Source organism: Gordonia sp. PDNC005 (assembly GCF_016919385.1).
In the GTDB taxonomy this organism is placed as follows: Bacteria; Actinomycetota; Actinomycetes; order Mycobacteriales; family Mycobacteriaceae; genus Gordonia.
In genome coordinates, this window is sequence record NZ_CP070351.1 from 4,043,166 (window position 1) to 4,066,166 (window position 23,001).

General features: G+C 66.6%; 23 protein-coding genes and 1 pseudogene. 14 read left to right on the forward strand and 10 right to left on the reverse strand.

Features of this window, described 5'->3' with window-relative positions; all coding sequences use genetic code 11:
* Positions 1 to 49 precede the first annotated feature (49 nt).
* A complete protein-coding gene (locus tag JVX90_RS19465; protein ID WP_205330293.1) occupies positions 50 to 1,246 on the forward strand; it encodes an aminotransferase class V-fold PLP-dependent enzyme in 1,197 nt (398 codons plus the stop codon).
* A 94-nt stretch (positions 1,247 to 1,340) separates the two neighbouring features.
* The gene (locus JVX90_RS19470; RefSeq protein WP_240193970.1) at positions 1,341 to 1,814 is read left to right on the forward strand and encodes a MarR family transcriptional regulator; all 474 of its coding nucleotides are present in this window, start codon (positions 1,341 to 1,343) and stop codon (positions 1,812 to 1,814) included.
* A 6-nt stretch (positions 1,815 to 1,820) separates the two neighbouring features.
* On the opposite strand, the gene ligD is transcribed toward JVX90_RS19470, so the two are convergent.
* Positions 1,821 to 3,749 (reverse strand): non-homologous end-joining DNA ligase, encoded by a 1,929-nt coding sequence (gene ligD, locus JVX90_RS19475; protein ID WP_205330294.1) that lies wholly within the window; start codon positions 3,747 to 3,749, stop codon positions 1,821 to 1,823.
* Positions 3,750 to 3,800: 51 nt separating this feature from the next.
* On the opposite strand from ligD, the pseudogene JVX90_RS19480 reads away from it, so the two are divergent.
* Positions 3,801 to 4,574: pseudogene (locus tag JVX90_RS19480) on the forward strand (Ku protein); the annotation flags it as partial.
* Between the two features lie 22 nt (positions 4,575 to 4,596).
* Here the strand turns inward: JVX90_RS19480 and JVX90_RS19485 are convergent.
* Entirely contained in the window at positions 4,597 to 5,568 is a 972-nt protein-coding gene (locus JVX90_RS19485) for an acyl-CoA dehydrogenase (RefSeq protein WP_205330295.1), read from the reverse strand.
* Positions 5,568 to 6,677, reverse strand: a complete 1,110-nt coding sequence (locus JVX90_RS19490) for an acyl-CoA dehydrogenase family protein (protein WP_205330296.1) — start codon at positions 6,675 to 6,677, stop codon at positions 5,568 to 5,570. The genes JVX90_RS19485 and JVX90_RS19490 overlap by 1 nt, the downstream gene beginning before the upstream one ends.
* A 68-nt stretch (positions 6,678 to 6,745) precedes the next feature.
* Here JVX90_RS19490 and JVX90_RS19495 point away from each other — a divergent pair, with 68 nt between their 5' ends.
* A complete protein-coding gene (locus tag JVX90_RS19495) occupies positions 6,746 to 7,222 on the forward strand; it encodes a DUF4334 domain-containing protein (RefSeq protein WP_205330297.1) in 477 nt (158 codons plus the stop codon).
* On the opposite strand, the gene JVX90_RS19500 is transcribed toward JVX90_RS19495, so the two are convergent.
* Complete coding sequence (locus tag JVX90_RS19500) at positions 7,175 to 8,347, reverse strand: CopD family protein (RefSeq protein WP_205330298.1); 1,173 nt, start codon at positions 8,345 to 8,347, stop codon at positions 7,175 to 7,177. The two genes, JVX90_RS19495 and JVX90_RS19500, sit on opposite strands and share 48 nt — an antisense overlap.
* An 80-nt stretch (positions 8,348 to 8,427) precedes the next feature.
* On the opposite strand from JVX90_RS19500, the gene JVX90_RS19505 reads away from it, so the two are divergent.
* Positions 8,428 to 9,717 carry an alpha-hydroxy-acid oxidizing protein gene (locus JVX90_RS19505; protein WP_205332511.1) on the forward strand — a complete coding sequence of 430 codons (1,290 nt, stop codon included), beginning with the start codon at positions 8,428 to 8,430 and terminating at the stop codon, positions 9,715 to 9,717.
* Positions 9,718 to 9,722: 5 nt separating this feature from the next.
* On the opposite strand, the gene JVX90_RS19510 is transcribed toward JVX90_RS19505, so the two are convergent.
* Together JVX90_RS19510 and JVX90_RS19515 are read right to left on the reverse strand one after the other, a co-directional pair.
* Entirely contained in the window at positions 9,723 to 10,043 is a 321-nt protein-coding gene (locus JVX90_RS19510) for an AzlD domain-containing protein (protein WP_205330299.1), read from the reverse strand.
* On the reverse strand, positions 10,040 to 10,747 hold the full coding sequence (locus JVX90_RS19515; RefSeq protein ID WP_205330300.1) for an AzlC family ABC transporter permease: 708 nt from the start codon (positions 10,745 to 10,747) through the stop codon (positions 10,040 to 10,042). Before JVX90_RS19515 ends, JVX90_RS19510 begins: the two co-directional genes overlap by 4 nt.
* A gap of 54 nt (positions 10,748 to 10,801) precedes the next feature.
* Between JVX90_RS19515 and JVX90_RS19520 the strand changes: the two genes are divergently transcribed.
* Positions 10,802 to 11,362 (forward strand): XRE family transcriptional regulator, encoded by a 561-nt coding sequence (locus JVX90_RS19520; RefSeq protein ID WP_205330301.1) that lies wholly within the window; start codon positions 10,802 to 10,804, stop codon positions 11,360 to 11,362.
* 78 nt (positions 11,363 to 11,440) lie between these two features.
* On the forward strand, positions 11,441 to 12,859 hold the full coding sequence (locus JVX90_RS19525) for an LLM class flavin-dependent oxidoreductase (protein WP_205330302.1): 1,419 nt from the start codon (positions 11,441 to 11,443) through the stop codon (positions 12,857 to 12,859).
* Positions 12,860 to 12,861: 2 nt separating this feature from the next.
* On the opposite strand, the gene JVX90_RS19530 is transcribed toward JVX90_RS19525, so the two are convergent.
* Positions 12,862 to 13,731: an oxygenase MpaB family protein gene (locus JVX90_RS19530; RefSeq protein WP_205330303.1), complete on the reverse strand. Its 870-nt coding sequence runs from the start codon at positions 13,729 to 13,731 to the stop codon at positions 12,862 to 12,864.
* Between the two features lie 83 nt (positions 13,732 to 13,814).
* Between JVX90_RS19530 and JVX90_RS19535 the strand changes: the two genes are divergently transcribed.
* The 5 genes from JVX90_RS19535 to JVX90_RS19555 all read left to right on the forward strand — a co-directional run bounded on the left by JVX90_RS19535 (position 13,815) and on the right by JVX90_RS19555 (position 18,132).
* Positions 13,815 to 14,456, forward strand: coding sequence for a TetR family transcriptional regulator (locus tag JVX90_RS19535; RefSeq protein ID WP_205330304.1), 642 nt, complete (start codon positions 13,815 to 13,817; stop codon positions 14,454 to 14,456).
* Between the two features lie 4 nt (positions 14,457 to 14,460).
* Positions 14,461 to 15,078, forward strand: coding sequence for a TetR/AcrR family transcriptional regulator (locus JVX90_RS19540; RefSeq protein ID WP_205330305.1), 618 nt, complete (start codon positions 14,461 to 14,463; stop codon positions 15,076 to 15,078).
* A gap of 101 nt (positions 15,079 to 15,179) precedes the next feature.
* Entirely contained in the window at positions 15,180 to 16,382 is a 1,203-nt protein-coding gene (locus tag JVX90_RS19545; protein ID WP_205330306.1) for an acyl-CoA dehydrogenase family protein, read from the forward strand.
* The gene (locus tag JVX90_RS19550; RefSeq protein WP_205330307.1) at positions 16,379 to 17,395 is read left to right on the forward strand and encodes a phosphotransferase family protein; all 1,017 of its coding nucleotides are present in this window, start codon (positions 16,379 to 16,381) and stop codon (positions 17,393 to 17,395) included. Before JVX90_RS19545 ends, JVX90_RS19550 begins: the two co-directional genes overlap by 4 nt.
* Positions 17,392 to 18,132, forward strand: a complete 741-nt coding sequence (locus JVX90_RS19555) for an SDR family oxidoreductase (protein ID WP_205330308.1) — start codon at positions 17,392 to 17,394, stop codon at positions 18,130 to 18,132. The genes JVX90_RS19550 and JVX90_RS19555 overlap by 4 nt, the downstream gene beginning before the upstream one ends.
* A gap of 101 nt (positions 18,133 to 18,233) precedes the next feature.
* On the opposite strand, the gene JVX90_RS19560 is transcribed toward JVX90_RS19555, so the two are convergent.
* Entirely contained in the window at positions 18,234 to 18,896 is a 663-nt protein-coding gene (locus JVX90_RS19560) for a histidine phosphatase family protein (protein ID WP_205330309.1), read from the reverse strand.
* Between the two features lie 308 nt (positions 18,897 to 19,204).
* On the opposite strand from JVX90_RS19560, the gene JVX90_RS19565 reads away from it, so the two are divergent.
* Both JVX90_RS19565 and JVX90_RS19570 read left to right on the forward strand, forming a co-directional pair.
* Entirely contained in the window at positions 19,205 to 20,458 is a 1,254-nt protein-coding gene (locus JVX90_RS19565; protein ID WP_205330310.1) for an ROK family transcriptional regulator, read from the forward strand.
* Positions 20,459 to 20,622: 164 nt separating this feature from the next.
* Positions 20,623 to 21,072 (forward strand): hypothetical protein, encoded by a 450-nt coding sequence (locus tag JVX90_RS19570; protein ID WP_205330311.1) that lies wholly within the window; start codon positions 20,623 to 20,625, stop codon positions 21,070 to 21,072.
* 70 nt (positions 21,073 to 21,142) lie between these two features.
* Here JVX90_RS19570 and JVX90_RS19575 read toward each other — a convergent pair whose 3' ends face one another.
* Both JVX90_RS19575 and JVX90_RS19580 read right to left on the reverse strand, forming a co-directional pair.
* On the reverse strand, positions 21,143 to 21,976 hold the full coding sequence (locus JVX90_RS19575; protein WP_205330312.1) for an ABC transporter permease: 834 nt from the start codon (positions 21,974 to 21,976) through the stop codon (positions 21,143 to 21,145).
* Positions 21,973 to 22,968 carry an ATP-binding cassette domain-containing protein gene (locus JVX90_RS19580; protein ID WP_205330313.1) on the reverse strand — a complete coding sequence of 332 codons (996 nt, stop codon included), beginning with the start codon at positions 22,966 to 22,968 and terminating at the stop codon, positions 21,973 to 21,975. The genes JVX90_RS19575 and JVX90_RS19580 overlap by 4 nt, the downstream gene beginning before the upstream one ends.
* Positions 22,969 to 23,001: the final 33 nt, after the last annotated feature.

Sequence of the window (23,001 nt, forward strand, 5' to 3'; positions counted from 1 at the left end):
CGGACGTCCTGCGACGTTCGGCGTCGTCCGCATTGACTATCGTGGTGCCATGCCGTTCGACGTCGCCTCCGTCCGGGGACTGTTCCCCTCACTGGGCGACGGCTGGATTCATCTCGATTCGCAGAACGGAACGCAGATACCGGATGCTGTCGGATCGGCGGTGGCCAGAGGAATACGTTCGTTCCCCGTCCCCGGCGGCGGACTGTCGCGCCAGTCGGTGGAGGCCGCCGCGATGACCGCCCAGGCGCGGTCCGCGATCGCCGACCTTCTCGACGCCGACCCCGATTGCGTCGTTTTCGGGCCGTCGCGTGCCGCGGTGGTGTGCGCGCTCGTCGACGCACTTCCGGTCACCCGATGGATCGGCGACGGCATCGTTCTGTCCCGGCTCGACGACGAAGAGAACATCGTGCCCTGGCTGCGGGGCGCCGCGCGCCACGGGTCCGCCGTCCGGTGGGCCGAAGTGGACGTCGAGCAGGGCACGCTCCCGCCCTGGCAGTACTCGCATCTGGTGACCGATCGGACGACGGTCGTCGCGGTGACCTTGGCGTCGTCGACGACCGGCGCGATCACCGACATCGGCCAGATCGCGGGCCACGCGCACGCGGCCGGCGCGCTGCTCGTGGTCGACGCCACCAACGCGGCGCCGTTCGTGCCGTTGACGATGAGTGAACTCGGGGCGGACGTGGTGGTCGTCAGCGCAGAGCGGTGGGGCGGACCGCGAATGGCCGCGATGGTGTTCTCCAATCGGTCGATGATGGATTCGCTGACCAACGTGTCGCTGAATCCCCACGCCGTCGGTCCGGCACGACTCGAGGTGGCCGCAGCTCCGGCCGCGCTGCTGAGCGGTGTCGTCGCCTCGGTCGACCTGTTGGCGGGTTTGGAGTCGAACGCGTCGGGGACCAGGCGTCGTCGTCTGACGATGTCGATGGACAGCACTTACGAGTACCTGCAGCGATTGGCCTTCTACCTGGTGTCCTCGCTGGACAGCCTCGGCCACGTGAACGTGATCGGCGTCGACACCCACCGTGTTCCGCTCGTCAGCTTCGTGGTGAAGGGGGTCGCGGCCTCGAAAGTGTGCGGAAGGCTGAACGACAACGGGATAAGTGCTTCGTTCGACCTGCCGAGCCGGGCGCTCGACGCGATCGGCGTCAGCGAGGCTGGAGGCGCCGTGTCCGTCGGCCTCGGGATGTACTCGACTCCCTACGAGGTGGACCAGCTCGTGCGGGTGCTCGGGTCGTTCGGCTGACCAGCCGACGGCGATTGTCGTGCCGCCGACCTCCGACCGTAAGGTGAGGACGACGAAAGTTGGCTGTGCAACATTCTCCCGAGGAGGTGTGAGGTTGTCCGATGCAGAACAGGTCGAGACGATTCTCGACGGCCGCGAGCGGGAGTTGTGGCAGCAGTTCGTGACCGGTGGGTGGGTGCTGTACCGGTCGCTGTTCCGGCAGATCGACTCGTCCTCCGCGCTGCCCAGTGCCGACTGGCGTGTGCTCGAAGTCCTCGGAGGCTACGGCAAGATGCGGATCAGTGATCTCGCTGAAGCAACTCAGATACCGGTCAGCACGGTCTCCCGTCAGGTGGGGCGTTTCATCGACAAGGGCTACGTAGACCGGGTCGACAACGGTGACATCGACGGTCGCCAGAAATGGGTCTGCATCACCGACGAGGGCAAGGCAGTCGTCCAACCGATCCTCGATGAGCGAGACCGCGCCGTCCGCAGGCTCGTCATCGAATCGCTCACGGCCGACGAGTTCGAGGCCTTCTGCCGCACCTTCGGCAAGATCGGCGAACGCATCGTCGCCGAAGACCTCTGATCCCGATCACAGATCCCCCGGCAGTTTGTCTCGCCGGATGCCACGCCAACTGGGATGGCGCAGATGCCCGGTGGACGTCCAATCCATGAACCGGACGTCGGTCACCAACTTCGGGAGTACCCAGGTGGCGCTCGACGCGACAGGTTTGTCGAGGCTCCCGATGAACGGGCTGCGCCCGATGATCAACGGTTTCAGTTCCTCGTGGAGCGCGTCGAGATCGGCGTCGGTGAATCCTGTGCCGACGCGTCCGATGTAGCGGAGACCGGTTTCGGTCGGCAGACCGATCAGGAGTGACCCGATCGACCCGGACCGGCTCCCGCGGCCGGGGCGGAACCCGCCGACCACCACTTCGATGTCGTTCCAGTTCTTGTGTTTGCGCCAGTCCGCGCTGCGTCGACCATATTGGTACGTCGAGGTCCGGCGCTTCGCGACCACACCCTCCCATCCCTGTTCGCGTGCGTGCTCGGCGGCGCCGGCGCCGGGACCGGGCAGCAGGGGAGGGACGTCCGCGATCGATGCCGCGGTGATCATCGGCGTCAACTCGTCGAGAACCGCGCGGCGCTGCTCCCAGGGAGCCGACGTCAGGTCGGTTCCGTTCAGTTCCAGCACGTCGAACACCATGTACCGGAGGGTGAACTCGTCGTCGCGATGGTGGCGCGACGCCAGCAGTGTGAAGTCAGTGCGGCCGGTCGCATCGATGGCGACCATCTCGCCGTCGAGCAAGACGTCGAACCCGCGGAGTACTGAGCCGAGCTCACGCAGTTCGGGGAAGTCGGCTGTCATGTCGATGCCTGACCGCGACGAGAGCCTTACGTCGCCGTCGGTGTGCCGCGCCAGGATGCGGTAGCCGTCCCACTTGCCTTCGAATGCCCACGCGTCGTCGGTCAGCCCGTCGATCAGCTCGTCGGCGGCGAGCATCGGGCGGGGGCCGCGAGAGCCGCCGGTGACGACCGTCGGACCCGACGGCTTCGACGGTGCCGAGCGCAGTCTCGACGACTTCGATTTGCGGTACTCACCGAGATCAACCGGTGCGCTCGCGAGCGGGACAACGGGCGGGTCCAGGTCGGCGAGAAGATCGCCGGACTCCCGATGGCGTTCCAACACGTCTCGGTAGTCGAGTTGGGCGATCGTCGGATCGGCGAGTTCGTCCCACGTTCGTGGCGCCGCGACCCACGGGCGCTCCCGGCCGCGCAGTGAGTACGGCGCAAGAGTCGTCTTCGCGGCCGTGTTCTGACTCCAGTCGAGGAACACCTTCGACTGCCGTGCGGCTTTCGCCATCGTCGCGGTGACCTCGGCAGGGTGCGCGGCCGCGAGCGACGTGGCTATCTGTTTGGCGACGGCACGCGCCGATTCGCATTTCACCGGCTTGGGGAACCGTGCGTACACGTGGATCCCCTTGCCTCCGCTGGTGACGGGGTACGAGGGCAGGCCCGCATCGGCGAGCACATCGCGAATCGCGATCGCGACCTCGGCGCATCGATGGAGACTCACATCGGGCCCGGGATCGAGGTCGATGACGAGGCGGTCCGTACGACGGGATTCGTCCCCGGCAGATCCGACGCCGGAGAGGTCGATTCGCCATTGGGGGACATGAAGTTCGAGCGCGGCCATCTGCGCCAGCCACACCAGGTCGGCGGCCGATCGTGCGACCGGATAAACGGTCTTGCTCTCGGAGTGTTCGATGGTGAAGCGCGCCAACCAGTCCGGCGTCCCTGGCGGAAGGGCCTTCTCGAAGAACGGGCCCGACCCGGTTCCGTGCGGCCATCGTTTGCGGGTGATCGGGCGTGACGCGACGTGCGGGAGCATCGAGTCGGCGATCTCGATGACGTATTGGATCACGTCGAACTTGCGGGTCCCGGATTCCGGGTACATCACCTTCTCGAGGTTGGTGACGGTGATGTGGCGGCCGTCGACCTCCAGCTTGGAACCGGGCATGCGTCGATTCTGCCCCTCCCCGGCGCCCTCGGGCGTGGCAGAATCAGTTTCATGCGTTCGATCTGGAAGGGTGACCTCAGCTTTGGTCTGGTGAACGTGCCGGTCAAGGTGTATTCCGCGACGGAGAGTCACGACCGGAGTTCCCATCAGGTCGACGCGTCCGACGGCACGCGCATCCGGTATCGCCGAGTCCGGGAGGGCACCGACACCGAGGTCGAGTTCGCGAGCATCGCGAACTCGTACGAATCGGAGTCGGGCGAGCCGGTGATCCTCACGAAGGACGATCTCGCGCAGCTGCCGGTCACCCGCAGTCCCGAGATCGCGATTCTCGAGTTCGTGCCGATCGATCAGGTTGACCCGATCTACTTCGACAAGCCGTATTACCTCGAACCGTCGTCGAAGTCCCCGAAGGCGTACGTCCTGCTGGCGAAGGCGCTCGAGCGGACCGAACGTCTCGCGATCGCCAACTTCACACTGCGGAACAAGACTCGACTGGCGGCGTTGCGCGTCATCGACGGCGTGATGACCCTGCAGACTCTGCTCTGGCCCGACGAGGTCCGCGTGCCCGACTTCGCGTTCCAGTCCGCCGACGTGCAGATCCGCGACGCCGAACTGGACATGGCCGCGTCGCTGATCGAGACCATGGCCTCGGACTTCGACCCGTCGCAGTTCGAGGACACTTATCAGATCGAACTCGCCAAGTTGATCGAGGCGAAAGCCGGCGGCGGCGACGCGTTCGTCGAACCGGAGGCGAAGCCCGAAGACGATGGTGACGACGAGGTGGCCGACCTCCTCGCCGCACTCCGCGCCTCGGTCAAGGACCGCGCCGCCGGCTGACGCCGCTAGATCATGAAGTGATGAGGCCCCACAGGCCGGACGAGCCTGCCGCGACCGCGGCGGCGGCGACTGCGCGGTCCCACGACGTGACAGAACCGAACTCGTTGCGCCAGGCCAATGCAGGTCTGCTGTACCGGTGGAGACGATGCTCCGCTGTGGTGCCCATCGCCCCGTGAACCTGGTGCCCGCCGCGCACGACGACGGATGCCGCGTGGCCGACACACGACCGAGCGACTGCGATTCGGAAAGCGGTGGAACCCGCCCAGTCGTTCCGTACCGCTTCGGTGAGCGCCGCCTCCGTCGCCGACCGGGCTAGCGCCGTCTCGGCGGCCATGTCGGCGACGGTGTGCTGCACTGCTTGGAAGCGGGCGAGGGGCCGCCCGAACTGGGTGCGTGTGGACACATGGTCGAGAGACAGCTGAAGGATCGTCTCCATTGCGCCGACCGTCTGCACGGCTCGTGCGAGGGCGCCGCGCAGGCGAAACAGCTCGCCGGTGTCGTCCGGAACACGATTCCACGCCGATGAGCCCGCACGAACGTGCACTCGATCCCGCGGCTCACCGGCCCTGTTCCAACCCGATGTCACATCGACTTCGGATCGTGGGAGGTCCGCCACCGCCCATCCGTGGTCGACGGCTCGCAGCACCACGATTCGTTCGGCGCCGGCCGCCCATCCGACTCCGGTCGCCTGCCCGTCGTCGTTGACGATGCAGGCGGTCCGGAAAGCGTCACTCGACGGGAGGTGCGCGCGGCGCAGCAGCCAGCCTGCGAGCAGATCGTGTTCGACGTACGGGGTGGGGACGCCTGCGGTTGCTGCGACGGTGATCAGTGCGGCGGCCTCAGGCCATCCTGCGCCGCTGCCGCCGACAGCTTCGGGTGCGGTGAGACGTGCGAGCCCGAGTTCGACGAGCCGCGGCCAGGGGTCGCCCTCTGTCCGGAACACGTCGTTCATCAGGGCGATCAGGTCTGCATCGACGGTCATCAACGCATCCCCAGCCCGCGCGCGATGACACCGCGCAGCACTTCGTTGGTTCCACCGCGGAGCGTGAAACCGGGCCGCTGATCTGTCGCGGTCGATACGAGTCGAGCCAACTCCGGCCGATGGACGTCGTCGCCGAGAAGGACGTCGACGTCATCGGCGATGTCACCTTCGAGCGTTGTCCCGAGAACCTTCACGACGGCGGCGGCGATGTCGGCATCGCCGCCTGCGGCGAGTGTATGAGCCACCGACTCCGACATCGTGTGCAATCCGGTCAGGAGAGCGATGTTCGCGCCGAAGTCCGGCGAGGAGCACGCCAGCTCCGGGTCATCGGCGAGCTCCGCCAGCAGCGGGAACGTGGACAGGAAGCGCTCGGGTCCGCTGCGCTCGAACGCCAACTCGCTCGTCACCTGCAGCCAACCGTTCCCGATGTCGCCGAACACCATCTCGTCGGGGACGAAGACGTCGTCGAGGTGTACCTCGTTGAAGTGGTGAGAACCGTTCATCGAGACGATCGGCGACACGGTGACACCGGGACCGCGCAGGTCGACGATGAACTGAGACAACCCCGCGTGACGGTCGGAGGTGTCGAGCGGTGAGGTGCGGGCGAGGCAGATGAAGTAGTGCGCTGCGTGAGCGCCGGATGTCCAGACCTTGACGCCGTTGACCCGCCATCCGCCGTCCACTCGTGTCCCCCGCGTGCGGACGGCGGCGAGATCGCTGCCTGCGTCGGGCTCGCTCATGCCGATCCCGAAGAACACCTCGCCCGCGACGATTCCGGGCAGCAGTCGCCGACGCTGCGCCTCGGTGCCGAACTTGAGGAGCGAGGGCGCGATCTGACGGTCGGCGATCCAGTGTGCGCCGACAGGAGCTCCTGCGGCGAGGAGCTCCTCGGTCACGGCGAATCGCTCGACGTGGCTGCGCCCGTGGCCTCCGTACTCGGGCGGAACAGTCATGCCGATCCACCCGCGGTCCGCGAGACGTCGCGTGAACGCCTCGTCCCAGCCGGTCAACCAGCAGTCCACGGACGGCGTGAACCGCCCGTCGGCGAGCTCGTCGTCGACGAACTCTCGTACGTCGGCGCGCAGTTCGGCGAGTGTTCGGTCAGTCATCGGCCCCACCTCGCAAGAGAGTCTGTGAGGAGTGACACTACCCCGGCCCGAGCGTATGCTCGGTCAGCATGAGTGAACTTACGGCGATCCAGGCCGTCGCGGACTTCCATCGCAGGGCTGAGTCTCAGCAGGTGAGTGATCCCGCCGATCTCGATGCCATCTGGGCCGCGCTGCCGACCGTGACGATCGACGAGGTGATCGGCGATTGGCGCGGAGGAGAACTGCCGTCGGGGCACCGGCTGGACGGCAGCCTCGCGCAGGTGGGGTGGCACGGCAAGTGGCTGCGGAGCCGGTACGACGTCGCACCGATGGTCTGCCGCGGCGCAGACGGAGAGCTCTACTCGAACCTGGAGATAGGAAAGGGCGCCGCCAGCCTGTGGAACGTCGAGTTCCGCGGTGAGCTGACGGCGACCATGGTCTACGACGGGCAACCCGTCTTCGATCACTTCAAGCGTGTCGACGAGAACACGCTGATGGGAATCATGAACGGCAGCACGTCACTCGTGCGTGACGAGCACTTCTACTTCTTCCTCGTCCGCGACTGACGCATCGCGCCGCTCGAGGCTGCGGATCGTTGCCGTGCAGCCCGCGACGGCCAGGGCGATGAGAGCGAAGCCGAGACCGAACGTCCCCCAGTCGAACGGGCCCGCGTCGGCCTGGCCGTCCATCGTGCGGGCAGAACCGGACAGGAACGGCACGATCACCAGAATCGCGAATGCGGCGAGGGCTTCGGCGATCACCACGCGGGGGAATTCGCCGAGCGCGATCTGAACGTAGGTCCGTTCGTCGCCTCCCACCCGCGCGCGCCGGATCCTCGGGATCAGAACCAGGGCGTTGTACGTTCCCGCCCCGATCATGAATGCGACGAGGATCAGCTTGATCAGCAGGAATCGTCCGTACGGCGTGGTCACGAACTGGCTGAACGAACCGAGGTGCACCCAGGTGAGCCAGACTCCGGAGACGGTGATCGCGATGACCGCGCCCATCGCCCAAGTGCTGAACCGGGACCACATCTGCTCCCACGCTCCTGCTTCCTCTGCGGTCCCGTCGCCGTCTGCACGACGTCGGGCGGCGACGACTCCCGCGGCGGCGAGGACCGCGAGCCCGCCGACCCAGATGTCGGCGGCGAGGATGTGTGCGAGCTTGAGTTCGCGGTTCGCGATCTTGTCGAGGCTCGTGGACGCAAGGGTGATGCTCGGCATCGCGGCAGCGAGGATCGATGTGACGAATCCGGCCGACGCAAGGCGGGGAGTCGGCGTGGCCGCGAGATTCCAGATGACGGTCGCGAGGGTGATGAACAGCAGGAACTGGATGGTCCCCATGACACCGCCGGACATCCAGGTGCCGTCGTCTTTGGGCAGCGTCAGGTAGTCGGCCGCGTGGGTGAACGATGCGGCTTGTGCCCACGTCACGTCGAGGTCGGACTTCGTCACACGCGCCACGTACTGGAAGAAGCCGCCGAGTAGTACCAGAACCGCGACCGGGCGCGCGAGTGACGCTAGAGCGGCTTCGGTGCGGCCGTCGCGGGCGCGGGTCGGGAGCAGGTACGCCAATGCGAGGCACAGTCCCGTCGCGAACGACAGTGCGGTGAAGTATCCGATGGTGGTCATGATCTGCCATGCCGGCTTTGATGCGGGCGCCGCGGCGGCGAGCGAGGTTAGGCTATCCATAAGAGCTAGAACTCTAAGTGTTTCCTGAGAACAAACGCAAGGGGTGGTGCGCGAGCAGGCTGTGAATGACGTGGGCCACAATGGTTCCCATGGGTTCGAACATCGGGCGTGTGCGGCAGAACGAGATCTATCGAGCGGGCATCCACGGGCGTGGCCCGGCGGTCCCCACCGACTTCGCGACGCTCGAAGAGCGCGCGCAGGCGGTGATGTCCAAGCGTGGGTGGGCCTACATCGGCGGCGGTGCCGGTGAGGGGCGCACGATGGACGCGAACCGGTCTGCACTCGACCGATGGGCGATCGTGCCGCGAGTGCTTCGCGACACGAGCAACCGATCGCTCGAGACTGAGCTCTTCGGGCAGACGCTGCCCGCGCCGGTGCTGTTCTCCCCGGTCGGCGCGGGAGCGCTCGCTCATGACAAGGCGGACATCCACATCGGACATGCCGCGGCCGAGCTGGGGCTTCCCTACATCTTCTCCAATCAGGGATGCGCCCCGATGGAAGACGTCGCGGCGGAGATGGAGTCGGTTCGTCCGGGGGCGCCGCGGTGGTTCCAGCTCTACTGGTCCACCGACGACCGGCTGGTCCGGAGTCTCGTGGCCCGTGCGGAGGCGATGGGCGCCGCGGCGATCGCGGTCACACTCGACACCACGATGCTCGGCTGGCGTCCGCAGGACCTGAATCTCGGTTCGCTGCCGTTCGCGCGAGCCGAAGGCATCAACCAATACACGTCCGATCCGACATTCTGGGAGATCGTCGCCGAGCGACTCAAGGGCGCAGTGTCGGAGAAGCCCGAGGTGAGCCTCGGAGCGGTGAAGACGCTGTTCTCCATCGCACGGAACGTGCCCGGCGAACTCCGCCGGAACCTCACCGCACCCGAGCCGCGAGCTGCAGTCGAGACCTTCCTGGACATCTACTCGCGACCGTCGTTGAACTGGGACGACATCATGACGCTGAGAGGGATGACAAGCCTGCCCATCGTCCTCAAGGGTGTGTTGCATCCCGATGACGCCCGCAAGGCGGTCGAGCTGGGCATCGACGGGCTGATCGTCTCGAACCACGGCGGACGCCAGGTGGACGGGTCCATCTCGTCGACCGATGCGCTGGTCGACGTCGTCGACGCGGTGAAGGGACAGATCAAGATCCTCGTCGACTCCGGCTTCTACACCGGATCGGACGTGTTCAAGGCGCTCGCGCTCGGCGCAGACGCCGTCTGCATAGGTCGCCCCCACATGTACGGGCTAGCACTCGCCGGGGCAGATGGCGCGCGCGAAGCGGTTGCGAACATCGTCGCCGAACTCGACCTCACTCTCGGCCTGTCGGGGCACACGGATGTGACGACCCTCGATCGCTCTGCTCTGAAGCGGCTGTAACGCGCCTACGGCACGCCGATCACGCGCAGTAGGGCGGTGGTGGCGGCCGCTGCGACGATGACGACGACAAGCGGTGCCTTGAACCAGGCTGCGGCGATGCCGACCGCAACGCCGATCGGTCGGGCGGGGCCCGCGAGTTCGTCTCCGGTGAACAGTGCACCGGTGAGAGCAACGGCGACCAGCAGGACGATCGTCGCCCGTTCCAGGATCGCCTCGACGGCCGGTGACACCTGTGCCCGGGTGCGCAAGAGGAGTCCCGCGAGGCGGATCGTGTAGGTTCCGCCCGCCAGCAGCGCGACCGCTCCCACGAACTGCCAGCCGGTCATGAGCGGGTCCTTTCCAGTGACACGGAGTCCGGCGGGGACGTTCGGCGTCCGGTCACGAGCCGACCGAGTGGAATGCCGAGCAGCGCCAGGACTACAGGCAGTCCGGCGGCGACGAAGCCGGCAGTCGCGAGCGCGATGGCCCCGCCGAAGATGGACGCCCATCGGGTGCTCGGATCACGCATCGCCGGGATCGCCAGCGCCGCCATCAAAGCAGGGAACGCCGCGTCCAGGCCGAGCGTCTCGGGCGAGGCGATCACCTGCCCGACCAACGCTCCGGACAACGCGCCGAGCGGCCATGAGACGACCACGGCCAGGCCGCAGATCACGAACGCTGTGCGGGCGGCGACGGGATCACGATGCGGCGCGGAGTAGACGGCGGTCTCGTCGTTGACGATGTGCGCGGCGGCGAAGATCGATCGGTCGGCGCGGAGGAAGCGTCCGATCGAGAGTGCGTAGGAGAAGTTCCGAACGTTCACCAGGAGGCCCGCGAGGGCCCCGACGATCGGGAGGCCGCCTGCGGCGACGACGGAGACCAAGACGAACTCCGACGATCCGGCGAGCACCGTGCACGCCATGATCAGCACCTGCCACCACGCGAGGCCGATGCCGTGCGCCGCCGCGCCGTACGAAGCTCCGACAACCCACATGGACGCGCCGATGACAAGGATCTCCCTCGGGACGAGTGTTCTCCATGACGAACGCATGTCCACTATGATGGAACTATGGATGACGTTCGTCAAGATGAACGTTCGGCCACTATGGCGAACGCATCGGTCGACCCGCAGAAACTCGTGGCCGCTGCGCTCAAGCGTGAACGCACGCGAGCCGGCCTCTCGATCGCCGAACTCGCGCGTCGTGCGGGCATCGGGAAGTCGACGTTGTCGCAATTGGAGTCCGGCGACGGCAACCCGAGCGTGGAGACGCTGTGGGCGCTGAGCGTCGCTCTCGGAATTCAGTTCTCGGCCCTCGTCGATGTTCCGCGTCCCGCGGTCGAGGTGATCCGACTGGGGGAGGGGCCCACCATCACGGCCGGGGAGGCCGACTTCTACACCGCGACCCTGTTGTCGGCGGCCCGTCATGGAACACGCCGCGACGTCTACCTGATCCGCGCCGACCGCGGCAGGCCGCGCATCTCGCAGCCGCATGCGCGCGGTGTCGTCGAGCATGTGATCCTCTGCGCAGGAAGAGCGCTCGTAGGACCGACCGAAGCCACCGTCGAGCTCGCCCCCGGCGACTACGTCAACTACCCGGGCGACGCCGAGCACATCTTCGACGCCCTCGACGACGGCACGATCGGTGTGCTGCTCAGCGAGGCGTGACTCGGTCATCTCGCCGTGGTTGAGCCCAGGGCGCGCGGAACGCTGGCCGGGCGGAGCCGCGGATCGCAGGATCAGACCATGACCCGACAGATCCGCCTGAACGCCTTCGACATGAACTGCGTCGCCCACCAGTCGCCCGGTCTCTGGCGGCATCCCGACGACGAGTCGTGGAACTACAACACTCTGGACTATTGGGTGGAACTGGCGAAGCTGCTGGAACGTGGTCGATTCGACGGTTTGTTCATCGCCGACGTCCTCGGGACGTACGACGTCTACTCCCAGACCGATGAGGCGGCCATCCGTCAGGGCGCGCAGATCCCGGTCAACGACCCGTTGCTGCTGGTCTCGGCGATGGCGCACGCGACGGAGAACCTCGGGTTCGGCATCACGACCGGAACCGGGTTCGAGCATCCCTATCCCTTCGCCCGTCGAGTGTCGACGCTCGATCACCTCACCCGCGGGCGCATCGGCTGGAACGTCGTCACCGGGTATCTGCCGGCCGCCGCGCGCAACATGGGGGACGACCGGCTGCTCGACCACGACGCACGCTACGACCACGCCGACGAGTACCTCACGGTGCTGTACAAGCTCTGGGAGGGATCGTGGGAAGACGACGCGGTACGACGCGATCGCGAGTCCGGCGTGTTCGCCGACCCGGCGAAGGTCCACCACATCGGACATCGTGGTGAGCACTTCACGGTGCCCGGCATTCATCTCGCGGAGCCCTCGACGCAGCGGACACCGGTGATCTATCAAGCAGGCGCGTCCACTCGGGGAAGCCGGTTCGCGGCGGAGAACGCCGAGGCGATCTTCGTCGCCGCGCCGACCAAGACGATCCTGCGAGATGTCGTCGCCAAGACACGGGACGCGCTCGTCGCCGCAGGTCGTGGCCCCTATGACGCCCGGATCTACACCCTCGCCACCGTGATCACCGACGGCACGCCGGAGGCGGCGCGGGAGAAGGCCGCGCAGTATCGGCGCTTCGCATCAGACGAGGGTTCGCTTGTTTTCATGTCGGGGTGGATGGGCATCGACCTGTCGCGATACAGCCTCGACGACCCGATCGGCGCCGTGGAGTCGAATGCGATCCAATCGGCTGTGGCGGCGTTCTCTCAGGCAGACGAGGACGGTCGAGCGTGGCGGGTTCGCGACGTGGCCGCCTGGGGCGGCATCGGGGGAATGGGGCCGGTGCTCATCGGGTCCGGTGACGAAGTCGCGGAAACGCTGATCGATTGGGTGGACGACACCGACGTCGACGGGTTCAATCTCGCGTATGCGGTCACGCCGGGATCGTTCCGCGACGTAGTCGAACACGTGGTGCCCGCCCTCGACGCACGTGGCGCCTACCAGTCGGGGTATCAGCCGGGCTCGCTGCGCAACAAACTGTTCGGCCGAGGCGACCGCCTGCCAGACAATCATCGCGGTGCCACGTTCCGTGTCGGAGGGAGTGCGTCGACGATCGACGACTCGGCGCGCCGAGTGGAGGCCGGCGTCTGAGGTCAGACCAGCGGACGTCCGGTCCGCATCCGCCATCGCACGTCGGCCAACAGCAGATTGAACGGGAACTTCCGCATCGGGGCAGGCATGAGCCTCACTCCGACGCGCAGGACGGCATTGTGTGCGTCGAAGATCCGCTTCTGCGCGGGCGTCTGTGTGACGCCGAGTTTGTCGCGGAACTCTGGCGGCAGGTATCCGACAGTCAGCAGTTCCGACCACGGGCCCATGATCATCGACACCGGTTTGGCGGCGAATTTGAGGCGGACCAGGGACTTCAGGTAGCTGCGGATCACATCGTCGAGCTCCATGCTCGCAACCGTCTCATTCCAGTACACCTCGAAGTCGGCCCTGGTGGCCGGCCACATCTCGGGAGGCATCTGCAGGGTGGTGCCCATGATCGCGCCTTGACGGTATGCCTCCTCGGTGATGACCGACGGATCGCCGTAGAGGCGGATCATGTCCTCCCAGCCTCGGTAGAGGCATGCTGCGACCCAGAGCTGGAGCTTGGCGTCGAACGCGTTGTATTTGACCGGGCTCGAACTGGACGATCGAACGTGAGCGTGCGACTTGTTGACCGCGTGGCGGTACTTCCGGCGCAGTTCGGCGTCGCCCATGGCGGCGACGGCGAGATACGTGAGGGTCGTTCGTGTCCGCTTGACCGGGTGCTTGAAGAGGTTGCCCGATTCGACCTTGCTCTCGTAGACGCCATAGCCGACCGCCGGCAGGGTCAGTTGCATGATCACGTTGGCTGGACCCGCAAGCAGGGCTGGGCCGAGCAGGGTCAGATCGTTGATCTGCTGCTCGTCCAGCTCCGCGCGCCTGGTGCGAGGCATCGGATCCGCCTGAAACGACTCGATCGGCTGTGCTGTCATGACACTCCCCAAAGTGATAACGCGTGTTTCCTGTTATTGATTCAACGCCCGGCGATCCCCGGTGTCAAGGGGTGGAGTGTTATATGGACGGTGTGACCAAGCCTGGTGAGACCGCGAGCGAACTGCGCTCCTACGGCGGGGAGGCGGGCGATGCTCGTGTGGCTCGTCGGCGCGCGGCGCTCATCGATGCGAGTCTCGACATGCTCACGGAGTCGGACGTCGGCACTGTCACGGTCCGCGGCATCTGCGCTCGTGCGGGCCTCACCCCGCGGTACTTCTATGAGAGTTTCGACAACGTCGACGCCCTCGCTCGTGCGACATACGACGGTGTGATCGCGGAGATCGCCGAGCGGGCCGCTGACGCGTTCGCGCATGGCGGCGACGCGCGAGGGAAGGTTCGGGCGGCGGTCGAAGCGATCGTCGACGTGATCGAATCCGACCCGCGGACCGGCAAGCTGATCTTCTCCGACACGCTCCGCAGTCCGGTTCTCGCCGGCCGACGAGCCGATTCTCTGCAGTTGTTCGCGAACCTCACGTCGGAGTCGGCGGCCCAGGTGGCTCGTGTCGGGCAGGCCGATGAGACGATGGCCGCAGCGCATTTCCAGGTGGGCGGCCTCGGTCGCGTCCTCGCCTCGTGGACGGAGGGTCGCCTCGACCTCGATCGTGACCGACTCGTCGCGGTGTGTGTGCGCATGATGCTGCCGATCGCGGCGGAGCGGAGCTGACTCGATGACTCGACCGACCACCGGTTCGTGGCGCGACTACGGCGTAGTCCATCTCCCGGCGCCACTCCGGGCTGCGCTCGAGGCTTTCATGGAGCACGGCTACCACGGCACATCGGTCCGTGACATCGCATCGCGTGCCGGCTTGTCGGTACCCGGTCTGTATCACCACTACCCGTCCAAGCAGTCTCTTCTTCAAGGGCTGCTCGAGTTGACGATGACCGATCTCCTTCGCCGGTCCGCGCAGGCGATCGAGGAGGCGGGTGACGATCCGGTGACGCAGTTCGACGCGGTCGTCGAATCGTTGCTGCGGTTTCACATGTTCCGTCGAGAGCAGGCGTTCGTCGGATCGACCGAGCTCCGGAGTCTGGACGACGACTATCGGCCGACGTACATCGGGCACCGCACGCGCCAGCAGCGGATGGTCGACGAGATCGTTCTCTCCGGAGTCCGGTCGGGTGTGTTCGTCACAGTCGACCCCAAAGGTGCGGCTCGGGCCGTCGCGTCCATGTGTGTCGGCGTCTCGACCTGGTACCGAGTGGACGGTGAACTCGGTGCAGACGACCTGATCGCGCGGAACCTCGAGTACGCCCGCGCGATCGTCGGTTACCGTCCGACCGATTGAGTGTTCGGCGTTCCGCGGATTGTCCTTGACGTGACGTTGGTCTCGTGGAACAGTGATCGCGTGACCGAGCGAGCGCTCGGTCAGAAACGAGGATTGTGCTCATGACGATCGATCTGTCCTATCGTCCCGAGGTAGTCGAGTTGGTGGCTCGGACCGAACTCTTCATCAACGAACACGTCCTTCCGGTGGAGAACGAGTTCCGTGGCGACGTGACGGCAGCGGGAGGTGACGACCTCCGTCGTGACCTGAACGCCAAGGCCAAGGCCGCCGGTGTGTTCGCTCCGCACGCGCCTGTCGAGTTCGGCGGGCTGGGCCTGTCGATGTCCGATCGTGCACCGGTGTTCGAGGCGGCCGGACGGTCGACGTTCGGGCCGGTGGCTCTGCACATCGGTGCTCCCGACGAGGGCAACGTCCACATGCTCGCGCACATCGCAGACGACCGCCAGCGTCACGAATACCTGGCGCCGCTCGCGGCCGGCGACGTCCGCAGTGCGTTCGCGATGACCGAGCCGTCACCGGGCGCGGGCGCCGACCCGGACGCCCTGTCGACCACCGCTGCACGAGTCGACGGCGGGTGGAAGATCAACGGGCGTAAGCGATTCATCACCGGCGCCGACGGCGCGGGCTTCTTCATCATCATGGCGCGCACATCGGGTGAACCGGGCGACCGCGGCGGTGCGACGATGTTCCTCGCACCCGGCGACGCCGAGGGCATCAGCGTCGACCGCCACATCCACACCACTGACAAGTCGATGATCGGCGGTCACTGCGAGATGACGTTCACCGACGTCTTCGTCCCGGACGCCGACGTGTTGGGCGAGGTCAACGAGGGGTATCGCTACGCACAGGTCCGTCTCGGTCCTGCCCGCATGACTCACGTCATGCGATGGATGGGCTCGGCGGTTCGCGCACAGAAGGTCGCGCTCGACTACGTCGAGCAGCGGCAGGGTTTCGGCGGACGGCTCGCCGACCTCGGCATGATCCAACAGCTCGTGGCCGACAACGAGATCGACCTCGCCGCCGCTCGAGCGCTCCTAGTTCGAGCGTGTTGGGAACTGGATCAGGGCGCCCACGCATCGGACTCGACGTCGATCGCGAAGACGTTCGGGGCCGAGGCGTTCTCGCGTGTGGTGGACCGCAGCATTCAGATGTGCGGCGGTCTGGGCGTCTCGGAGGACCTGCCGCTGGCTCGTCTCGCCGACGAGTTGCGTCCGTTCCGGATCTACGACGGTCCTTCCGAAGTGCACCGGTGGGCGATCGCCAAGCGTGCTGTCGGACGTGTCCGCAAGGAGCGACAGGCATGAGCGATCATTCCGGGCTCGCGGCAGCGGATCTGCGCCGACTGCTTGAAAGCAACGGCGTCGACGTGATCGGCGACCTGCGGATCGACCTGATCAGCGGCGGCCGATCCAATCTGACGTTCGACGTCCGCGACGATGTGCACCATTGGGTGGCGCGCCGCCCACCGATGGGCGGTCTCACCCCCTCTGCGCACGACATGGAACGCGAATGGGCGGTCACCTCGGCGCTCGCTCGGACCGGCGTGCCTGTCGCGCCGACCGTCGCGATCGACCGGTCGGGAGACGTGATCGGTGCGCCGTGCACCGTCGTCGAGTTCGTCGACGGTGACGTGATCCGTTCGTCGGACGACCTCGCGCGCTTCTCCGACGCGCAGGTGGACGCATCGATCGATGCGCTGGTCCGGACGCTCGCCGACCTGCACGCCGTCGACTACGCGGCCGTCGGGCTCGCCGAGTTCGGGCGCCCGGAGGGCTTCGCGGCGCGTCAGATCAAGTTGTGGGCCAGGCAGTGGGGGATCGTCAAGACCCGCGAGCTCGACGACGTCGACCGGCTCGTCGGAATCCTGTCCGACCGAGTGCCTGCCGCCGCACGGAACACGATCGTGCACGGCGACTTCCGCATCGACAACACGATCCTCGCGCCGGGCGACCCCGGTCGGGTCGCCGCAGTCGTCGACTGGGAGCTGTCGGCGCTCGGCGATCCGATCACCGACGTCGCGCTGATGTGCGTCTACCGCCAGCCGGTGTTCTCGTCGGTTCTCGGCTTCGACGCCGCGTGGACCAGTGATCGTCTGCCCGACGCGGACTCGCTCGCCGAGCGTTACGCGCAGGCGACCGGAGCAGACCTCGGCGACTGGGCGTTCTACCTCGGCCTCGCCAATCTGAAGCTCGGCGTCATCGCCGAAGGCATCACCCACCGTGCACTTCAGGGCGGATCGTCCGGCGCGGCGGGCGCGGAGAAGGCCGCCGAGGCAACCGCATCATTCATCGCACAGGGACTGGAGGCCGTGAAATGACCGCACGCAAGGTGGCGCTGGTGACCGGAGGGTCGCGCGGAATCGGCGCGGCAGTCGCAAACCGGTTCGCCAGCGAGGGGTGGGACCTGACGATCAGCGCTCGCGGCCAGGAGGCGCTCGACGCGCGTGCCGATCAACTCCGCGAGCACGGCGGCCGAGTGGTGTCGGTGGCTGCAGATTCCACCGACGAAGACGCCGTCGGCGCACTGATCGCTCGTCACGTCGAAGAGTACGGCCGGACCGACGCACTCGTCGTCAACGCAGGCATGGGTCTCAAGGGTGGTTTCGGTGACTTTCCTGTACGGCGCTTCGACCGGTTGTACCAGGTCAACGTGCGTGCGCCGTTCCAGTTGATGCAGGGCCTTCTGCCGAGCCTTCGGTCGGCGGTCGACGCGGCCGGGGCGGCGAAAGTCATCGCGATCGCGTCCATCACCGGTGTGTACCCGGAGCCGGAGATGGCGGCGTACGGCGCCACGAAGGCGGCCCTGATCTCGATGTGCGAGACGTTCAACCTCGAGGAGTCCGTGAACGGCATCTCGGCGACGTCGATCGCGCCCGGCTACGTCGACACCGACATGTCGGAGTGGACGAAGGGGGAGGGCGCGATCCCCGGTGACGAGATGATCTCCGCCGAGGACGTCGCCACCGTCGCGTACGCGGTCTCGCAGCTCTCGCGCTGGGCCGTCCTCCCGCAAGCGGTCCTCACCCGCCCCGGCCCGAACCTGCATCGCGCCTGAGCGCCCGCGGCGCTGCTCCTCGAGCGTGAGCGCTCGCCGTTCCTTGAGCGCGCTCTCTGTTCCTTGAGCGTCATTCCTGCTCCTTGAGCGGAGTCGAAAGGTCAGCGGAACGAAAGGATCCCGTCGGAGGCCAGGTGACCGTGCTCGTTGACGGACACGACGGTGAGGCCGCTTCGCCCTGACACGATCTTGGTGACGGACGCATTCACGAACGTCCTCGACACCGCGGGCCATCCCGCGGGCGGAACGCCCCACAGTTGTGACACGAGCAGTCCGATGGTTCCTGCGGACGACGTGATGAGCACGTTCTGGCCCGATCCGGCGAGTTCGGCGGCACGCTGCGATGCGGCGTGTGTGCGGGCGAGGAACTCGGCGAAGGTCTCGTCGGCGGGCTGGGTTCCGGCGATCCACGCGTCGAGCCCGGCGTCGAGCACCTTCTGGTACGCGGCGCGGTCGGCGAACAGGTCGGCCGCCGCCGTCATGAGTTCGGCGGGGAGCTCGTACTCGTTCCAGTCTGCGTCCACCTGGTGATCCGGTCGGGTGCCGAATCCTTCGAGGACGCAGGTCAGCGTGTCCCGTTGGCGCGGGAGGTCGCCGGAGATCGCGGCGTCGAAGGTCGGGACGATGCGGGCGAGGAGCTCTCCGGTGCGCCGGGCCTGCGCGAATCCGAGGTCGGTGAGTCCGGGGCCGGTCCCGTCGGTGCTGCCGACGCCGTAGGCGTGCGCGGGTGCTTGACCGTGACGGACGAGGTAGATGGCGCCCATGTCAGCAGGCCGTTCTGTGCATGTGGGGGTGCGTGGCGGTGGTCACGTTTCCACCGTAGACGGCCCGCTTCACTTGCCATGCGCCGCGGGTGCTTGCTAGCTTCGCTCCATGACTCGTCAGCTGCACGCGATCCCGGAGGTCACCTACGTGACCACCGCTCTGGGTTGCCGTCTGCCGCTGGCCCGGGTCCTCTGTTGTCGCCGAATGCGCTGAACCAGCCCATTTCTCGCCTGCTCTCCTGCGGGCACTCTCTTTCGTCGCGATCGACTGCCGTCGTGTTGCGCGTCCGGCACAAGGACCCCTGAAAATGACTTCCACTCTTGCTCGTCCCCTCCCCTCGACCACTGTCGAGATCGCGCCCGTTCGTCTCCGCGCAGTTCCGTCGCCGACGCCGCCGCATGTCGCGACAGCGGGTCTCCAGCTGTCGACGAAGGCCGCCGCGCTTGTTCTGCGTACTGCCCGCGTGTCGGGGCCGGTGTTCCGCGACGACACTGCCGCGGCCACCGGATTGTCGATCTCGACGGTGAACCGCCAGGTCAGCGCCCTGCTCAAGGCGGGGTTGATCCGGGAGCGCGCCGATCTGACACCCCCCGGCGCTGTGGGACGCCCCCGCGTCCCGTTCGAGATCAACACCAGCGGCTTCCTGACCGTCGGCATCCACATCGGCTACAAGACCACGTCGATCACGACCCACGACCTCATGCACCGTGTTGTCGGTGCCATCGCCATTCCGACACCGCAGGCCGGAACTCCCGAAGAAGTCGTCGCTGCAGTGGGCGCAAGCGCTCGCCGTTTCGCCGACCGCTGGGTTGGCAAGCGTCTGCTCTGGGCGGGTGTCGCCATCGGTGGACGGGTCGCGGATGGCGGTGTGGTTGATCATCCGCGTCTGGGCTGGTCGAACGTGCCCGTCGGGCGAGTCATCGCCGAGACGATCGGACTGCCGGTCTCTGTCGCGTCGCATGTCGAGGCGATGGCCGCCGCGGAACTGGTCGTCAACACGCCGTCCGACCAGAGCCAGAACTTCTTGTACTTCTACGCCCGCGAAATGGTCGGCATCGCGTTCAGCGTGGACGGCACCGTTCACACTCCTGCTGCGGGTCCGCCCACGATCGGGCACTTCCCGACCGGCGAGACGACACTGCTCGATCCTGACCGCACCGGGCGTCTTGAAGACACCGTCGGCGATTCGGGTGTCCTGTACGCGGCGGAGAAGGCGGGCCTGTCGGTGTCGTCGATCGACGAACTGCGTGCGGCCGCGCGGACCGGCAACACCGTCGCGCACGACATCCTGACCGAACGTGCCGAGATCCTCGGCCGGACCGTCGCGTTGATCTCGGACATCTTCAACCCGGATCACGTGATTCTGGGTGGGCAGGCCTTCACCGACTACCCCGAAGCTCTGCCCGCGGTCAGCAAGGCACTGCGCGCAACGTCGGTTGTCACCCAGCGTGATGTCCGCGTCGCGCGATCGGCGATCACCGTCCAGCAGAAGGCCGCGGGTGCCGTCGCTCTCGATGCGATCTACGCCGACCCGCTCGAAGCTCTCTCGCACACCGCCTGATCGGCCGACCTCCTCTTGTCGTTTCCCTTGCGTTGACCATTACCGCTCAGCACCACTAGGTGCTCTGAGCGTGATGCTTCTGCTGAGCGGTAGTGGTTAAACGCGGGCGGTTAGGTCTGGGCGTGTTCACGTGTTCGGGCACCAGGTCGCGTTACGCTTCGCCCATGTCTGAGCCGGAGAAGCCTGACGAGGGTCAGCGGACGTACGACGCGATGTGGCTGTTCAGCAAGTCGCAGGAGCAGGCGGTGAGGGTCGCGTCCGAGACGTTGCACAAGATTCGCGGAATGGCGGTGGCCGGTGCCTCGGCGGGCGCCGCCGCCCCGGATGAACTGATGCGGCAGGTCGCTGAACTGAGCGGAGCGGTGACGAGCCTGGCGGGAAGCGCCACCGGCGTCGCCGGGGCAGTCGCTCAGCCGATGCAGGATTTCATCGTCCAACAGCGGAAGCTCGCCGAGACGATCGCCAAGTTCGCCGAGGTCCAGGCAGAGCTGTCTGGTGTCGTCGCCGAGTTCGCTCAGCGACAGGCGGCGACGGTCGCGGCGCTGGAGAAGGTGACGACGCCGGTTCTGGGCCTGATGGGTGCGCAACAGAACGACGACGACGCTCACGCGTGACGCGTCGACTCCCGCTAATGGTCTGACAATTAGCGGGAGCCGAGAGGTGTAGCGGGAAAGCGGCCGGGGCCTAGTCGGCGGTACGCCGACGGAAAGCGCGCAGGGCGAACGGCGCGAAGATCGCGGTGAGAGCCACCGACCAGATGATCGTCGCGAGGATCGGGTGCTGCAGTGGCAGTGCACTCGCGTCGGTGGCTTTCGGGCCGTTGCCCCATAGCTGGCGCATAGCCTGGACCAGCGACGACACCGGGTTCCACTCAGCGATCGTCCTCAACCATGTCGCCATCGGCGCGGTCGGAACAAACGCGTTCGACAGGAACGTCAGCGGGAAGAGCAGCGTGAACATGAAGCCGTTCACGGCCTCAACCGACTTGAGCCACGATCCGATGAGAATGCCGAACCAGATGATCCCGAAACCGAACACCAGGACCAGGGCGAAGCCGAGGACCGCTTCCGGGAACGACGTGTGGATCCGCCATCCGATCACGAGACCCGTCAGCGCCATCACGACGATCCCGATGGACGAGTGCATCAACGATGCGATCGCCCGACCCAAAAGGTACGACGTCCGGTTGATCGGGAGCGAACGGAAGCGATCGACGATGCCCTTGTCGACGTCGGCCGTGATGCCGTTCGCGACGATGAACGCGGTGAACACTATCGTCTGGCCCATGATGCCGGGAAGCAGGTACTCGCGGTAGCTGCCGCCGCCGGGGACCGGCATCGCCGGACCGAACACGAATGCGAAGAGCACCACGAACATGATCGGTTGAACAGTGACGTCGGACAGCATCTCGGGCATGCGTTTGGTGTGGATCATGCTGCGTTGCACCATGATCGACGTTTGACGCCAGAGACTCGGCGGGTCGATGGCCAGTCGGGGGTCGATTGCGGGTGCGCTCATGCGCTCGCTCCTTCAGAATCGGAAGCGGATTCGGAGCCCGGCTCGGCACGATGACCGGTGAGGCTGAGGAAGACGTCGTCAAGGCTCGGGCGCGACAAACCGATGTCGTCGAGCGCGATCCCCGACTCGTCGAGCAGGCCTGCGACGCGGGTGAGGTCGGCGAGCCCGCCCGCAGGAACGGTGAGGGTGCGCGCGTGCTCGTCCACGAACACGTCGCCCGCCACCTGGTCGAGGATCGCCCGGGCCGCGTTCAGGTCGGCGGCGTGGGTGACCGTGGTGATCAGGCTGGCCGCCCCCGCCTGCGTCTTCAATTCCAGCGGAGTGCCCTCGGCGATGATCTTTCCCGCATCGACGACGACGATGCGGTCGGCCAGTTGATCGGCCTCCTCCAGATACTGGGTGGTCAGCACCAGCGTGGTTCCCGCGGCGACGAGTCCTCGCAGTACGTCCCACAGTTCGTTGCGGCTGTGCGGGTCGAGGCCGGTCGTCGGCTCGTCGAGGAACAAGACCGGCGGTGCGGCGATCAAGCTGACCGCGAGGTCGATCCGACGTCGCATGCCGCCCGAGTATTCGCGGACCGTCTTGTCTCCTGCATCGGTGAGGGAGAACTGGTGGAGCAGTTGCTCAGTGCGTTCTTTCAGCGCCTTGCGGCCGATGCCGTAGAGGCCGCCGATCATGCGCATGTTCTCGCGCCCGGTCAGCAATTCGTCGACTGTTGCGGCCTGGCCGGTGAGACCCATGCTGCGCCGGACGGCGTCCGGGTTCTCGCGGACGTCGAAGCCATTGATTCGTGCGGTGCCCGACGTAGGGTTGCTGAGGGTGGTCATCATGCGGACGGTTGTCGTCTTGCCTGCGCCGTTCGGGCCGAGCATGCCGAGGACGGTGCCGGTCGGGACGGCGAAGCTCACGCCGTCGACCGCAGTGAAATCGCCGAAGCGCTTGACCAGGTCGACGGCTTCGACTGCTAAGGATGCGTCGTGTCGATTGTTCACACGATCACCGTACGGCGAGGGTGTGACATCCTC